The organism is Ruegeria sp. BF8, from assembly GCF_056538625.1.
This window is the reverse complement of the sequence record NZ_JBQFTL010000001.1, coordinates 32,928-48,539: the sequence shown is the minus strand read 5'-3', so window position 1 is coordinate 48,539 and position 15,612 is coordinate 32,928. Positions and strand designations below refer to the sequence as shown.

Annotated in this window: 12 protein-coding genes; 3 read left to right on the top strand and 9 right to left on the bottom strand. The window is 66.0% G+C overall.

Going from position 1 to position 15,612, the window contains the following annotated elements:
* Nucleotides 1-123: 123 nt before the first annotated feature.
* On the bottom strand, nt 124-3,336 hold the full coding sequence (locus tag ACR0LD_RS00225) for a reductive dehalogenase (RefSeq protein WP_480635186.1): 3,213 nt from the start codon (nt 3,334-3,336) through the stop codon (nt 124-126).
* 75 nt (nt 3,337-3,411) lie between these two features.
* Between ACR0LD_RS00225 and ACR0LD_RS00220 the strand changes: the two genes are divergently transcribed.
* Nucleotides 3,412-4,314, top strand: a complete 903-nt coding sequence (locus ACR0LD_RS00220; protein WP_480635184.1) for a LysR family transcriptional regulator — start codon at nt 3,412-3,414, stop codon at nt 4,312-4,314.
* On the opposite strand, the gene ACR0LD_RS00215 is transcribed toward ACR0LD_RS00220, so the two are convergent.
* On the bottom strand, nt 4,305-5,156 hold the full coding sequence (locus tag ACR0LD_RS00215; RefSeq protein WP_480635182.1) for a LysR substrate-binding domain-containing protein: 852 nt from the start codon (nt 5,154-5,156) through the stop codon (nt 4,305-4,307). The two genes, ACR0LD_RS00220 and ACR0LD_RS00215, sit on opposite strands and share 10 nt — an antisense overlap.
* A gap of 104 nt (nt 5,157-5,260) precedes the next feature.
* On the opposite strand from ACR0LD_RS00215, the gene ACR0LD_RS00210 reads away from it, so the two are divergent.
* On the top strand, nt 5,261-5,965 hold the full coding sequence (locus ACR0LD_RS00210) for an SDR family oxidoreductase (protein ID WP_480635180.1): 705 nt from the start codon (nt 5,261-5,263) through the stop codon (nt 5,963-5,965).
* Nucleotides 5,966-5,969: 4 nt separating this feature from the next.
* Here the strand turns inward: ACR0LD_RS00210 and ACR0LD_RS00205 are convergent, their stop codons facing one another.
* From ACR0LD_RS00205 to ACR0LD_RS00190, 4 genes are read right to left on the bottom strand one after another with little or no spacing between them, the layout of a single operon-like run.
* On the bottom strand, nt 5,970-7,244 hold the full coding sequence (locus ACR0LD_RS00205; RefSeq protein ID WP_480635178.1) for an NAD(P)/FAD-dependent oxidoreductase: 1,275 nt from the start codon (nt 7,242-7,244) through the stop codon (nt 5,970-5,972).
* 41 nt (nt 7,245-7,285) lie between these two features.
* Complete coding sequence (locus ACR0LD_RS00200) at nt 7,286-8,320, bottom strand: ACP S-malonyltransferase (RefSeq protein ID WP_480635176.1); 1,035 nt, start codon at nt 8,318-8,320, stop codon at nt 7,286-7,288.
* A complete protein-coding gene (locus ACR0LD_RS00195; protein ID WP_480635174.1) occupies nt 8,317-10,506 on the bottom strand; it encodes a dehydrogenase E1 component subunit alpha/beta in 2,190 nt (729 codons plus the stop codon). Before ACR0LD_RS00195 ends, ACR0LD_RS00200 begins: the two co-directional genes overlap by 4 nt.
* A gap of 18 nt (nt 10,507-10,524) precedes the next feature.
* Nucleotides 10,525-11,691, bottom strand: coding sequence for a pyridoxal phosphate-dependent aminotransferase (locus ACR0LD_RS00190; RefSeq protein WP_480635172.1), 1,167 nt, complete (start codon nt 11,689-11,691; stop codon nt 10,525-10,527).
* 98 nt (nt 11,692-11,789) lie between these two features.
* Here ACR0LD_RS00190 and ACR0LD_RS00185 point away from each other — a divergent pair, with 98 nt between their 5' ends.
* Entirely contained in the window at nt 11,790-12,674 is an 885-nt protein-coding gene (locus ACR0LD_RS00185) for a LysR substrate-binding domain-containing protein (protein WP_480635170.1), read from the top strand.
* 101 nt (nt 12,675-12,775) lie between these two features.
* Here the strand turns inward: ACR0LD_RS00185 and ACR0LD_RS00180 are convergent, their stop codons facing one another.
* From ACR0LD_RS00180 to ACR0LD_RS00170, 3 genes are all read right to left on the bottom strand, one after another.
* The gene (locus tag ACR0LD_RS00180) at nt 12,776-13,933 is read right to left on the bottom strand and encodes an acyl-CoA dehydrogenase family protein (RefSeq protein ID WP_480635168.1); all 1,158 of its coding nucleotides are present in this window, start codon (nt 13,931-13,933) and stop codon (nt 12,776-12,778) included.
* Nucleotides 13,934-14,041: 108 nt separating this feature from the next.
* Entirely contained in the window at nt 14,042-14,833 is a 792-nt protein-coding gene (locus ACR0LD_RS00175) for a TIGR03084 family metal-binding protein (protein WP_480635166.1), read from the bottom strand.
* A 47-nt stretch (nt 14,834-14,880) separates the two neighbouring features.
* On the bottom strand, nt 14,881-15,444 hold the full coding sequence (locus ACR0LD_RS00170; RefSeq protein ID WP_170442315.1) for a TetR/AcrR family transcriptional regulator: 564 nt from the start codon (nt 15,442-15,444) through the stop codon (nt 14,881-14,883).
* Nucleotides 15,445-15,612 lie beyond the last annotated feature (168 nt).

The window sequence follows — 15,612 nt, the reverse complement described above, 5'->3', positions numbered from 1 at the left end:
TGTACCTCGCGCCTGTTGGTCAGGGTTCACTGGGTTTGGGGCGACGTTAGAGCAGCCGCGCGGCGGCGTCCATGGCCCGCGCGACCTATTTTTTCGCCTGAAAATGTCGCTTTCCGACCGGGGTCAGAGGTCGATCTCGACCACCCCGCCCGGCTCGGCCGCGCGGCTCTGGCACAGAATCAGTGCCGATTCCCGCTGATTGCGCGACAGGACGAAATCGCGATGCTCGACCTCGCCCGCAATCAGCCCGCATTTGCAGACGCCGCAGATGCCGTCGGCGCATTTCACGTCGACATGGATGCCGGCCTCGTTCAGCACCTGCGCCGCGTCTTTGTCGACGGGCACCTCGAGGTCACGCCCTGACCGTGCCAGCCGCAAGGTGAACGGGTGGTTTTCAAAATCGGGCTGCTCGGGCACCGAGAAATACTCCAGATGCCGGGCCTCCTCGGGCCAGCCCTGACATTCGGCAGCCTGCATCACCGCCTCCATGTAGCGGTCCGGGCCGCAGGTATAGACATGCCAGCCGTCGCGATAGCCCGCCAGGATCGTGTCTAGGTCGGCGCGGGTGCCCTCGTCCGAGACATGCAGATGCACGCGATCCGCCCAGGGCGCGGCGGCCAGATCGGCCAGATACCCGGCCTTTTCCCGTGAGGGGACGGAATAATGCAGATCGAAATCGCGGCCCAGCGCGTTCAGGCGATGCGCGAAGGCGATCATCGGGGTGATGCCGATGCCGCCGCCCATCAGCAGAGTGCGGGAGGCGGTCTCGTCCAGTTGGAAATGATTGATCGGCTTTGACACGAACACCTTGCGGCCCGGCGTGAAGATCCGGTGCAGCAGGGCCGATCCGCCGCGGCCCTGATCCTCGCGCAGGACCCCGATCTGATAGGTCATGCGGTCGGCCGGGTCCCCGGACATCGAGTATTGCCGCAGAAATTCCGGCGCCACCAACACGTCCAGATGCGCGCCGGCCGTCCAATCCGGCAAGGGCGCACCGTCCGGGGCCGAGAATTCGTATTTGCTGACATCCGGCGTCATCTTCTCGACCTTGGTCACCTCGACCCGCATGACCGGGGCGTCGCCGGAGATCGTGTAGCGATGAACCACCGACAGGTCTCCGGCGGCCAGACGCGCCTTGTACTCCTCGGCGGTGACCATCGCCTGATAGGCGGCAATCCCGGCTTCGCGGTCCATCGCAAAGGGATAGGGCCAGGGATGCGGCGCAATGGGGGCGGGATAGACGGCCAGCGTCTGATCCTCGTATTTCAGGTCAAGATCCTTTTGCAGATCGCGCCGGTTCAGCGGGTGCGCTGTGGGCCGATAGGCGCCGTCGGGCTGCAGTTCCAGATCCCACCACCATTTCTTGGTGTCGTTCAGCCCGCCATTGCCCAGCGCATCGTCCAGTTTCGCCAGCGCGGGCGCAGCGGCGGGAATGGTCATCGCAGCCCAGCGGAAGGGGCGTTCGGCGAACAGCCCTTCCAGGTTCCAGGGGCAGGTCTTCATGCAGCGCCCGCACATCGCCCCGCCGGGCGTGGTGATCCGGTAGGTGGCGCATTTCTGGCTGTCGGATTTCCAGATCTCGTAGCCGTTGAACATCAGCTTGGGCCCGGCGGTGATCGCCCCCGAGGGGCATTCGCGAGCACATTTGTTGCAGCTTTCGCAGAACCGCTGCAGGCCAAAGTCGATGGGCTTGTCGTGGGTCATGGGCATGTCGGTGGTCACCACACCCGATTTCAGGCGCGGGCCCAGGAACGGGTTCAGAATGACCTCGCCGATGCGGCTGACCTCGCCCAGCCCCGACAGCAACAGCAGCGGCGGCTGCAGCACTTCGCCATCCATCACCGTATGCGCCTTGGCCTTGTAGCCCAGATTGCGGATCTGACGGGCCAATACCCCACCCAGCAGCGAGAACCGCAGATAGGCGCGCATCGACTGGGCGACGCTGATCCAGTCATCGCCGGATGCGCCCTCCATCGTCTCATAACCCTGGTCGATGATCATGCTAACGGCCTGATCGTGGGGCGGCACGATTTCCTCGCCGGTAGCGTCGTGGGAATACCACGCCCATTCGGGGCAGCGGCAGAGGCCCACGGCATCGACGCCCAGGAAATAGCTGGCCGCCTTCAGGTTGGAGGCGTTGCGATCTGCGTCATTGGGTTTGGGGCCATCGGCGCTGTCGCCATCCTGCAGCAGGACGAAGGCCCCCAGCGCGCGCCGTTGGGCAAAGCTGGGCGCGGATTTTCGGACGTAGTGCCCGCCCTTCGCCGCGTCCTGCAGCGGTTTGCCCATGTCGCCGAACTGCGCCCGCGCAAACATGTCGGCGCGTTTGGGCACGCGGGCCACGTTCGCTTCGTCGATATAGGTGGTCGGGCTGTCCACGCGTTTGAGCGTCTCGAACGGGTGCGCGCCATCGACATAGCGGCGGCGGGCGAAAGGGTCGCGGTTCAGCGCGCTTTTGGCAAAACCCGCGCCCAGCCACCACGCGGGGCCTTGGGTGCGGAACCACGGCTGCCGGTCGCGCGGGGCCAGCGGTCGATCATGGGCGATTTCCATCTCGGTGGTCACGGCGGCCAGCCCGAACCGGCGCCCCAGCCAAGGGGCCACGGCGGTGCCATCCTCGGCCCAGACCAGCCCGGCTGCGGCGGCAAGGCGCGGCAGGTCCACGTCCGAGGACATCACCGAATGCGCCCGCGCGTCATACCCCAAAAGCCGGATGTAATTGGCGATCACCACCGCGTTTTCTGTGGCCAGCAGGCAGGCGCGGTGGTCCTGCGCATCCAGGATCCACTCGGCGCCGGGCTCGGCCGGATCGGGGTCGCGATGATGTTCGTACAGGAACACGATGGCATGGCGATGGGCGGTGATCGGCCCCGGCTGGGCCGCGACGCTGTCGCGCAGGTCGGCCATGATCACGTCGATCCCCGAGGCCAGGGTCTTCGTCTGCCGGGTCTGCAGCGCATGGGCCAACCGGTCGATATCAGGGTTGCGCCGGGGCTGGTCCAGCAGCGCCTGCGGCGGCAGAGGCCCGCAGCCCATCATCGATGCATCGTTGAAATAGCCGAATGCCTTCAGGTGGTTGGCGCGTTCAGCCGGATCGTGAGGCATCTCGGCCCGGGCCGGATTGACGAAACCATCGCGGATGGTGTCCAGCATCGCCTGAAACTCGCCCATTGCGTTGACGATGCTGTGGGGCTTTTCGGGGCGGTCGAAACTCAGCACCGGCATGGGCGCCAGCGCCGACAGATCGGGCAGCGCATCCTGTCGCCGCAGCCGCTCAAGCGGATAAGGACCCATGTGAACGGGTCGGTTCTTGTCCGAGAAAAAGCGGATCCCCATCGCGTGCCTCCTGTTGCCAAGCTTCCCCTAGCGCGGCATGAACAGCAACACCATTCATGGCGGATCATAAACGGTATGAAGAAAATTGATTTCACGGATCTGGACGGCAAGGTCCTGCGCACCTTCCTGACGATCCTCGAGGAAAACTCGGTGTCCAAGGCCGCCGACCGGCTGGGTGTCACGCAATCGGCCATCAGCCACACGTTGGCCAAGCTGCGGCAGGTGCTGGGCGACCCGCTGTTCGTGCGGTCGGGCCAGGGGCTGCGCGCAACCGAGCGAGCGCTGGCGCTGAAAGACCCGGTGCAGAGGGTGCTGGACGGGATGCGCGCCCTGACCGATGAGCGGCCCTTTGACCCGCTGTCAGAAGAGATCACCGTCCAGATCGCCACCAACGACATGCCGCGCGAGCTGATCTTTCCGCAGTTGCTGCGCAGGGCGCGGGCCGATGGGGTGCGGCTGCGGCTGGGGTTCATGCCCTCGGGCGTGCCCGACCCTGAACTGCTGCGCAGCGACCGGTGCCAGCTGATGCTGACCCCGCTGCCGCCGGACGGCCCTGACATCTTTCAGAAACTGCTGGTGAGCAGCCCCCTGATGGTGTTCTACGACGCCGAACGGCGCGACCCGCCCGCCGACTGGGCCGCCTATTGCACCTCGGACCATGTCGAGGTGCGGTTTCCCGATGGGCGCAACGCGCGGGCGGTGATGCGCGGCGTGGATCAAAGCCAGATCCGCCCGCCCACCGTGACCCTGCCGCATTTCAACGCGATCCCGACCTTCGTGAAGGGCAGCGACCTGATCTCGACCGACACGGCGCTGATGAAACAGGGGCCTTTGGCGGCACTGGACTGTGCGCCCCTGCCCTTCGATTGTCAGCCGGTGTCGATCTACATGGTCTGGCACCAGCGGTTCGCCAACGATCCCGCCCATCGCTGGCTGCGGGGGCGTATCGCGGCGATTGCCGCCACGCTTCAGGCCTGAGCCCGCAGCCAGTCGCGCATCAGCGCCACCAGATCCGGCTGCCGCGGCTTGCGCGGGGTGACGATATGGAACCCCAGATCATCCAGCAGCACCTGCGCCAGCGGTTGCACCAACCGTCGCGCCGTCAGCTCAGCCGCGACCAGTGGCGCATTGGCCAGCGCAAAGCCCTGCCCGGCCACGGCGGCGTCGATGGCCAGGCTGGTCTGGCTGAAATTCATCGTCCTCGGGCGCCCCTGAACGCCGGCGCGTTCCAGAAACAGGGGCCACAGGCCGTGTGAATCGCTCAGCATTACATGCGCCAGCAGGTCCTGCGCCGATGTCACTTGCGCGGCCAGGTCAGGGCTGCCGACGACGACGAATTCGGTGGGGAACAGCGGCTCGGCCACCAGACCGTCGCCAAATGGCGCGCGGCCCTGCCGCACCGCGATGTCCACCCCGTCCGTCTGGAAATCGGCCAGCCGCTCGCGCGCATCGACCTGCACCGAGACATCCGGGTTGCGCGCGGTGAAATCGCCCAGCCGAGGCACCAGCCATTTCGAAGCAAAGCTGGGTGTGACCGACAGGGTGATCTGACGCTGGCCGGACAGGTCATCGACCGCCTCTTCGATCAGTCGGAAGGCGCGGCGCAGGGGCGCGTGGAACCGCCGTCCGGCCTCGGTCAGGCGCAGGCCGCGCGGCAGACGGTCGAACAACTGGGTACCCAACCGCGCCTCGAGGCCGCGGACCTGCTGCGCCACCGCCCCTTGGGTGACACCCAGTTCCTGCGCCGCCAGCCTGAAGTTCAGGTGACGCGCCGACGCCTCGAAGGCGCGTAGGGCGTTAAGCGGAGGAAGGGCAGCCATGGCGTCATCACAGTAGATTTTCTACAGTCATAGGTCAGAAGAACTGATTGGTCAAACGGCCGGCTGCGCTTCATCTTGGCGACAGATGGAAACGGAGAACGAAGATGACGGAAAAAGTGGCTCTGATCACCGCCGGCGGCAGCGGCATGGGCGCGGATGCGGCGCGGCGTCTGGCGGCGGACGGGTTCAAGGTGGGCATCCTGTCCTCGTCCGGCAAGGGCGAGGCGCTGGCCGCCGAGCTGGGCGGCGTGGGTGTGACCGGTTCGAACCAGTCGAATGACGACCTGCAGAGGCTGGTCGATGCGGCGATGGCCCATTGGGGGCGGATCGACGTGCTGGTAAACTCGGCCGGGCATGGCCCGCGCGCGCCGGTGCTGGAGCTGACCGATGAGGACTGGCATCAGGGAATGGAGGTCTATTTCCTGAACGCGGTGCGCCCCACAAGGCTGGTGACGCCGATCATGCAGGCGCAGGGCGGCGGGGCGATCATCAACATCTCGACCTTCGCGGCGTTTGAGCCGGACCCGGTATTTCCGACCTCGGGCGTGTTCCGGGCGGGGCTGGCGGCGTTCACCAAGCTGTTCGCCGACAGATATGCCGCCGAGAACATCCGCATGAACAACGTCCTGCCCGGCTTCATCGACAGCCTGCCCGAAAAAGAGGAGTTCAAGGCCAGGATCCCCATGGGCCGCTATGGGCGCAGCTATGACGAGATCGCCTCGGTCATCGCGTTCTTGGCCTCCGAAGGCGGCGGCTACATCACCGGGCAAAACATCCGGGTGGATGGCGGGATCACCCGCGCGGTCTGATCAGTCAGACCCTTGCCTTGATCAGATGGGTCAGCGCCGCGCCGGTCTCAAAAAAGGCGCGGCGCAGGCCTTTCCAGCTTTCGCTGTGCGCAGGCACCGGCGGCAGCGGCAGGCGGGCGGGGTCGCCCGACAGCAGGCTGTCGGCCATCATGCGGCCGAACACCGTGCCCGGCCCGATCCCGCGCCCGGAATAGCCATGCGCCGACAGCGCGTTCGGCCCGATCTGCACCAGTTTCGGGATATGGTCCGAGGTCATGGCGATGCGCCCATGCCAGCCGTCCTTCAGCGGCTGATCGGCCAGAGCGGGGAAGATCTGCGCCAGTTTGCGCGTGATCCAGCCGCGATGGGCGAAACTGCCCGCGTGGCCCAGATCGCCCATCGCCCCGATCACCAGCCGCCCGGCCTGATCCATGCGGAACGAGGTCATGATCAGCCCGGTATCCCAACAGCCCTCGCCCCCCGGCAGCAGGGTGGCGCAGATGTCCTCGGGCAGCGGGTCGGTGGCGTATTGGAAGTAGTAAACCGGTACATAGGCCTGTCGGGTGTCGGGCAGCCCCGCGTGATAGGCGTTGGTGGCTTGGATCAGCGCCTTGGCGCGCACAGAACCCAGCGGTGTGTCCAGATGCCAGACATCGCCATCATGGCGCAGGGTCTGCACCGGGCTGTTGGCGTGGATCGCGGCCCCGGCCTGCCGCGCGGCGCGGGCGAGGCCCTGCACATAGGCCAGAGGCTGGATCGTCCCGGCGCGCGGGTCGAAGATGGCGCCGTGAAAGGCCTCGCTGCCGGTGCGGCGGGCGGTTTCCTGCGCCGACAGCAGTTCGACCGGCGCGCCGTCGGCTGACAACTGTTGGCGGCGGGTTTGGAGGTCGCGCAGGCCCTTGGGCGAATGGGCCAGGTGCAGGGTTCCGGCCTGCACCGGCTCGCAATCGATGGCGTGGTCACGGATCAGGCGGAACACTTCGGCCGGGGCCTGCGCCAGCAGGGTGATCAGCCGGTCGCCGGCCTCGTGGCCCAGATGGGCGCGGATCTCGGCCGGGGGCAGCCACAGCCCGGCATTGGCCAGCCCGACATTGCGGCCCGACCCGCCATGGCCGATCTGGTGCGCCTCAAGCAGACAGACCGAAGCCCCCGCCTGCGCCGCGTGCAGCGCCGCCGAACAGCCCGTGTAGCCGCCGCCGATCACGGCAAGGTCCACCGTGGCGGACCCGGTCAGGGGCGGAGCGTCCACCCGCTCGCGGCTGGTCTTGGTCCACAGGCTGGTTTCCGGATCGGTGGTCATGGCGGGATGTCCTTGAATGCGCGCGCAGATTTCCCGAGGGCTCAGCCGATGGCAAGGGGTCTTTGATCCTCGCGCCCCAAAGCGATCAGGAACGGGTCCTGTGCCTGCAGGGCCTGAAAGCTCTCTTTGTCGGACATGCCGCGCCAGTTGGCCAGCACCAGCGATTGCGCCACCGCGCCGCCTAATGTCGCGCCAGGGCCGGTGACGATGAACAGGTCGGGTGCGAATTCGCGGGCGGCGGTCTGCACCGCGCGGGTGAAATCGTAAGGCTCGGTCACCTGATGGCCCAGCGTATAATCCCACAGCGCGCCCGTGTCGGTGGCGCCGGGCCACCAGATCTTGCCGCGCCCGTCGATCATCGGCAGGTCGGGCTGGGTGAACAGCGTGGCGGGCAGTTGGCGGCGACCCTCCTGCGCCACGGGGGCCTGCAGGCGCGTGTGAAAGGCCGCGTGATTGGCCAGCCGCATCGGGAACCGTTGCTGCACCAAGGGCTGCGCGGCCTCGAACGCCTTGAGCCCGGCCTCATTGCCGGCCAGAACCAGCATCCCGCCCAGGTCGATCGACAGGGCGAGGTCATGTTCCGGCAGAGAGTCGATGCGCGCCACCTCGGCCAAGAGCTCGGCCTTTCGGGCCGGGTCGTCGCGCCAGTCGTCACCGGTGAAGGGATAGACCAGCTGCCCGCCGATCAGGTGGGTCTGCATCAGCGCGCCCATGGTGTTGACCACCCGGAACCCGTTTTCCGGCGACAGCGCGCCAGCAGCGGCCAGCGCGATATACCAGCCCATCGAGTTGCCAGTGACGGCCACCACCTCGATATCCTCGGCCAGCGCCTGCGCATCGGCCAGCACCGCGGCGTAGATCAGCGGCGAGGCCACGTCGCCGCGGGAATACTTGCTGACCGAGAATCGCGACGCGCCGTCCAGTGCGGTCACCGCCTCCTGGCCCGTCTCGGCGCGGATGGCGTCGAATTCGCGGAACAACTCCATGCGGTCTGCGTGGTGGCGGTGCAGATAGCCAAGCTCGGGCTTGTTGTAGGTGCCCCGGCCGGGGCAGATCACGACGGCGGTGCGGGTCATTTCTTGGCTCCGGTCAGGGTCAGGGCGGCGGCCACGATGCCATCCTTCGAGGGCAGCGGCGCGGCATAGGCGGGGCCGGTGGCGATGAAGCAATCCTCGGCCACCACGCGGGCGGTGGGCAGGTCGGTCTGTTCGGCAAAGAGCGTCATCAGGGCCTCGGACTGGCTGCCGGTGCGGCGGCATTCATCGACGATCAGGACGTGTTTGCAGCCCTTGGTGGCCTCCAGCAGCGCCTGTTCCGGCAGCGGCGCCAGCCAGCGCATGTCGATGATGCGGGTCTTGAGGCCCGCCGCTGCCAGTTCGGGCAGCGCCTGTTTCGACAGGTAATGGCCGTTGCCGTAAGTCACGATCGCCAGATCGGTGCCTTCGCCATGCACGCCCACCTCGCCCAGCGCGATGCATTCGCTGGGCGCGGGATAGCGGGTCATCCACGCGCTGTCCTGCCCTTCGTGCAGGTCGCGCATCGGGTAGAGCGCGATGGGTTCCAGGAACACCACAACCCGCTGCTCCTCGCGCGCACGGCGCACGCATTCGCGCAGCATCCGCGCCGCGTCCGCCCCGGTCGAGGGGCAGGCGATGATGACGCCCGGAATGTCGCGCAGCACCGCCAGCGAGTTGTCGTTGTGGAAATGCCCGCCAAAGCCTTTCTGGTAGCCCAGCCCCGCGATCCGCACGACCATCGGGTTGGTGAACTGCCCGTTCGAGAAGAAGGGCAGCGTGGCGGCCTCGCCCCGGATCTGGTCCTCGGCATTGTGCAGATAGGCGAGGAACTGGATCTCGGGGATCGGGACAAAGCCGTTGTGGGCCATGCCGATGGCAAGGCCAAGGATGGACTGTTCGTCCAGCAGCGTGTCGATCACCCGGTCGGGGCCGAAACGCACCTGCAGCTTCTGCGTCACGCCATAGACGCCGCCCTTGCGGCCCACGTCCTCGCCCATGCAGACGATCTCGCCATGTTCCAGCATCAGGTCGGTCAGCGCCCAGTTGATCAGGCGCGCCATCGGCTGCGGGTCGTCCATCGCGCGCAGGTCGCTGCCGAAGGCGGCGGCGCGGGCCTCGGCGCTGGGGCCGTTGGTAGGTTTGCAGGGGCGCTTGGGCGGGATGAGGCTGGCCGCGACCTCGGCGGCGGTGGCCAGATGTGGGCGGGTGGCAGCCTGCGCCGCGATGCGGTCGGTGCGGGCGCAGGTCTGTTCATAGATATTCAGCGCCTGTTCGGGCGACAGCGCCCCGGCCTGATCCAGCAGGCGCACCGAATGCAGCAGCGGGTCGTTGGCCTCGTCGGCCTCGACCTCGGCGCGGCTGAGATAGGTGGTGGGCACATCCGCCCCCGCATGGCCATACAGCCGCACGGTTTTCAGGTGCAGGAAGGCCGGCTTGCGCCGGGTGCGGACGTATTCGGCCGCTTGCTGCGCCACCGCGAAGGTTTCATAGATGTCCAACCCGTTGGCCTGGAAATACCTGATGCCCGGACGATACTCCATCGAAGCCTGAATCCAGCCCTTGGGCGTCTTGACCGAGATGCCGATGCCGTTGTCCTCGCAGACAAAGAGCAGCGGCAGCGGGATCGACTGCACGCTGGTCCAGCCGGCGGTGTTGATCGCCCCCTGCGCGGTGGAGTGGTTGGCCGAAGCGTCGCCAAAGGAGCACATCGCGATGCCGTCCTCGGGCAGTTGCCGGTGTTCGGGGTCATGCCGCCGCGCCGCACCCAGGCTATAGGCCGCCCCCACCGCCTTGGGCAGGTGGCTGGCGATGGTCGAGGTCTGCGGCGGGATCATCAGCGCCTTGGAGCCCAGCACCTTGTGCCGCCCGCCCGAGGTCGGGTCCTCCTTGGAACAGGCGAAACTCAGCAGCATGTCCCAGGCGATCTGCTGGCCGGGCACCTGCTCGGCCCGGGCGATCTGAAAGGCGGCGTCGCGATAGTGCAGAAAGGCGATGTCGGTCGGGCGCAGGGCATGGGCCACGGCGGCCATGCCTTCGTGCCCCGACGAGCCGATGGTGTAGAACCCCTGCCCCGCCTTCTGCATCGCCCGGCTGGTGCGGTCCAGCGCGCGGCTGAGGACCTGAGAGCGGAACAGCGAGACCACCTCGGGCGCAGTCAGGCCCGGGCGCGGCGGCGCGCCCGCGGGCAGGTCGCGGTTGGCAACGCGGGTCAGGAAGTTTTCGTGAACGATCTGGGCGCGATCCATCTGGGTTCCCCGGTCAGGTCAGAGTTTGGCCGTGGCGTCGGCAATCCGGCGCAGGCCTTGGGTCAGGCTATCGGGGTCATAGGCAAAGGAAAGCCGAAAATGCCCCGGCATGCCGAAGGCCCGCCCCGGCACCACCGCGATGCCCGCCTGATCCAGCAGATGACGGCAGAACTCGGGGTCCGACGGCATCGCGGCAGGCGTCTGCGGAAAGACGTAGAAGGCGCCGCAGGGCACTGGGCAGTCCAAACCGGCGGCCTTCAGGCCATCCACGACCAGATCGCGGCGCGCACGCATCGCCTCGCGGCGTTCGGCCAACAGATCCTGCGGGCCGGTCAGCGCGGCCAGTGCTGCCGCCTGCGCGATGGAACAGGCACCCGAGGTGATCTGCCCCTGCGCCGCCGCCATCGCCTTGATCAGCGGCGCGGGGCCGATCCCCCAGCCGATGCGCCAGCCGGTCATCGAATAGGCCTTGGACACGCCATTCACCGTCAGCGTGCGGTCGGCCAGCGCCGGAACCGCCTGGGTAAAGGGCGTGAAGGGCACATAGGCGAGGTGCTGATAGATCTCGTCCGAGGTTACCCAGACCTGCGGGTGCTGTTCCAACACAGCGCCCAGCGCCTGCAATTCGGCCTCAGAGTAAACCGCCCCGGTCGGGTTCGACGGTGTGTTCAACAGCAGCCAGCGGGTACGCGGGGTGATCGCCCTCTCCAGCTGTTCTGGGGTCAGCTTGAAGCCCTGTTCGCGCGGACAATCCAGCACGACCGGCACGCCGCCCGCCAGTTTCACCATGTCTGCATAGCTGGTCCAGAAAGGCGCGGTGGTGATGACCTCATCGCCCGGATCGAGCGACGCGAGGAACGCGCCGGCCAGCACCTGCTTGGCCCCGGTCGAGACGACGACCTGCGCCGGCTCGACCCCGGCCTGTTCTGCGATAGCGGCACGCAGGGCCGGCGTTCCGGCGGTGGCGGGGTATCGGGTCTGCCCTTCCAGCGCCGCCTTGTGGGCGGCCTCGACCACGTGCGGCGGCGTGGGAAAGTCGGGCTCGCCGGTGCTGAGCGCGATCACGTCCACACCCTGCGCACGCAACAGCGCGGCCCGTTCCGAAATTTGGACGATCTCGGACAACTCGATCCCGTCGAGTCTCCCTGCCCGCCGAAATCCGCTCGAACTGTTCTGAATGGTCATAATCGCCCCGCTGCACTTTTCTACCGCCGCGCCTTTTTGCTATTGGATTGAAGGATCCACCAGTGATATTCCCTCCACAAGCCATGAGGAAAAATCATATGCTGGCGCCGCGTCGATTTCTGCCGTCTATTTCTTCCCTGTTGGCGCTCGAAGCCGTCGACCGCCTGGGCAGCGCCTCGGCAGCTGCCGATGAGCTCTCGCTGACCCAAAGCGCGGTCAGTCGCCAGTTGAAGGCCGTCGAAGAACAGCTGGGCGTCGCACTGATCCAACGCGACCGAATGCGCCTGCAACTCACACCCGCTGGCAAGGAATACGTGGAAACTGCCCGAACGGCGCTGCAGCAACTGGCGCAGGCCTCACTGAAGCTGAAGGCCAACCCTTCCGGCGGTTCTTTGCAACTGTCGATCCTGCCCGCCTTCGGTATGCACTGGCTGGCGCCACGGCTTCAGGATTTCGCGCAACGCCACCCCGAAGTGACGATGAACCTCAGCACACGGCTCAAGCCATTCGACTTCGGCACCGAACCCTTCGACGCAGCCATCCACTTCGGCCAGCGCGACTGGGCCGGGGTGAACTATCTGCCGATCATGTGCGAAGAGGTTCTGCCGGTCTGCGCGCCAGCCCTGCTGCCAGCCGAAGCCCCGAACGCTGAATCGCTGGTCGACGCACCACTGCTGCATCTGGATACCCGGCCCGATGCGTGGGAACGCTGGTTCGCCGCGCAAAGCACCCCTGTCGAGGGCGTCCGAGGCATGCTGTTCGACCAGTTCTCGACCATGATCCAGGCTACGATCCATGGGTTGGGCGTAGCACTGCTGCCCAGCTACCTGATTTCAGCCGAGCTCGAGGCCGGCCGGTTGGTTCCGGCCTGTGCAGCTCCGCCGGTCAGCCTGGGCGACTACTATCTTGTCTGGCCGCAAAATCGCACGGAACCGGCCCCTCTTGTCTCGTTCCGCGCATGGCTGCAGGGGCAGCTGCCTTAGCCGATCCGCCTCCGCCGCGGCCGAGCATCGCTCGGGCGCGGCCGGGCCCAACCGGAGGAGGCGGCCCGCAAGGGCCGTTGACGACGGGCGGGAGCGCCCGGTCAGACGTCGATCGAGCGGGCGATGAGTTCCTTCATCACCTCGTTGGTGCCACCATAGATCATCTGCACCCGCGCATCCGCGTAAAGCCGCGCGATCGGGTATTCCATCATGAAGCCATAGCCGCCGAACAGCTGCAGACATTCATGCATGATCTCGTTTTGCACCTCGGAGCCCCAGTATTTCACCATCGAGGCGGTGGCCGCGTCCAGCTGACCGGCCTCCAGCTTGCCGATGCAGTCATTGACGAAGCTGCGCAGCACCTCGGCCTTGGTCTTGCATTCCGCCAGCTTGAAGCGGGTGTTCTGGAAGTCCATCACTCGTTGGCCGAACGCCTTGCGCTCTTGGGTGTATTTCACCGTTTCAGCGATGGCGAAGTCGATCGCGCCCAGCGCCATGATGCCGATGGTCAGACGTTCCCACGGCAGTTGCTTCATCAGCTGATAGAAGCCTTGCCCCTCCTCGGAGCCTAGCAGGTTGGTCATCGGCACCTTGACGTCCTCGAAGAACAGCTCGGCCGTGTCATTGGCCTTCATGCCCAGCTTCTTGAGGTTGCGTCCCCGGCGGAAGCCCTCGGCCCCCTCGGTCTCGACCGCGATCAGCGACACGCCCTTGGAACCCAGCGACTTGTCGGTCTTGGCGGCCACGATGATCAGGTCGGCGGTCTGGCCATTGGTGATGAAGATCTTGGACCCGTTCATCCGGTAGGAATTGCCATCCTTCTCGGCGGTGGTACGGATCGCCTGAACGTCCGAGCCTGTGCCCGGTTCGGTCATGGCTAGCGCGCCGACCATCTCGCCCGAGGCCAGCTTGGGCAGCCATTTCTTCTTTTGGTCCTCGCTGCCATAGGCGGTGATGTAATGGATCACGATCGACTGGATGCCATAGCCCCAGCCCGCATCCCCGCGCGAGGTCTGCTGATAGATCGTGACCGCATCAAAACCCATGCCGCCGCCGACGCCGCCGAATTCCTCGGGGATGGCCCCGGCCATCAGCCCGGTTTCCCCGGCCTTCCGCCAGAAGTCGCGATCGACGACGCCCTGCTCGGCCCAGGCTTCGATGTTGGGCACAAGTTCATCATCCATGAACCGCCCGGCCATTTCGGCAAACATGCGGTGTTCGTCAGTGACCCAGGAAGCGGTCGAGGTAAAAAGCGACATGATTGGTTCTCCGGAATTCTGTTGGCGAAAAAGGTAGCTTTCGTCGCCGATTCCGCCAATCCGGGTGACGCCGCGTCGGTTTGCGCTGCTACGCAACGTCCTTTGGCGTCAATGCCCTACGCGGTGCCGGGCACCGGGCGGCGGCGGCGTTTCCGGGGCGCCGGCGAAACACTGGGCGATGGCCATCCACTCCTGCGCGACCGGCCCCTGCACCGACAGGCCAGTGTCCGCCACGTTTCGGGTCTGGGTCACTACGCGGGCAAAATCGACAGCAGGCCCTTCGATCAGGTCGGCGCCGGGCGCGCCGAATTCCCACAGCGCCCCCGACGGCGCGATCAGGCGCAGATGGGGAGCCACCGGAGGTACCGGGCGGCCATGTACCGTGTAGGTCCAGCCAAAGGTGTTCACCCCCAGCACGACGATGTTGCGGATCCGGTCGGTCTCGGGCCGGGTCAGGCCAAGAATGTCGAATACCTCCTGCCCATGCGCCCAGGTCTCCATCTGCCGGGCGGTCATCGAGGACCGCACCGACATGTCCGGCCCCACCCATTTGACCCGCGACTTGGGGTCCAGCCCCGACCAGTCGCGGCCAATTCGGCTGCATAGATCAGACCATGCGGCGCGCAGATCATGTCCTCGTTCGGTGATTGCAGCGTTTTCCGTCGCGCGAAATCCCTCGGCCTGGATACGCGGCATCACCTGCTGCACCCGGGCTTGGAACGCATCCGGGTCGCGTTGTGACAGGTCGGCCATTTGGTTCCAGAAATGCAGGTGCACCAACACGTCGTCGATCGTCCAGTCTTTGAACTGGGTCACGATCTGCCAGTCCGCGGCACCCAGCCCCGTCAGTGCGTCATCAAGAACCTGACATTCTTCCAGAAAATCCGAAGCCTGCTGCATATACCCCCCTTTTACCTGCTTCAGGGACTAAAGCGGGTTTTCATGGGTCAAGCCAGCGCGTTTTTCAGCAAGACGACAGCCGCCTCCTTGGCGTCGCGCGCGGGATCGCCGTTGCGAAGCAGCACGGCGGTGACGATCGCGCCCTCTTTCAGCAGCAGCAGCTGGCAGGCCAGCTTGTCCGGGTCCCGCGCGCCAGCCTTGCGACACAGGTCGGTGAAATATTCCAGCAGCAGGCGCTTGTGCTCGCCCGCCTGCACATGGATCGGGTGGTCGGGATCCTGGTATTCGGCCCCCGCCTTGATGAACATGCAGCCGCGGAAATTGTCCTCGCGGAACCATTCGCCCAGCGCATCGAACGCGGCCAGCAATTGATCGGCGGGGGTGTCGGCCAGCTCCTCGATCCGGCGCACGAACCAGTTGCGGAAATTCTCGTCCCGCAGTCGCAGCACCGCCAGGATCAGCTCCTCCTTGGTGCGGAAATGCTTGTACATCGAGGTCTTGGACACGCCGGTTTCGACCACCAGCCGGTCCATTCCGGTGGCGTGAAACCCGTCGCGGTAAAACACCTGCAGTGCTTTGCGGACCAGCTCGTCCCGTTTGTTCGGACGCATGATTCGGCTCCCTCATGTACAGATCAGTACATAATGCCTTTGCCGCGCAGGCGCAATTCACACCGATGTAGACACTGTTTTTAGGTCTTATTTTCCATGACGAAGGCCAGAACGAAAAACTTTTTTTGACCCAAGGGTTGAAAACATTAACCGATCTGTACACCTTAT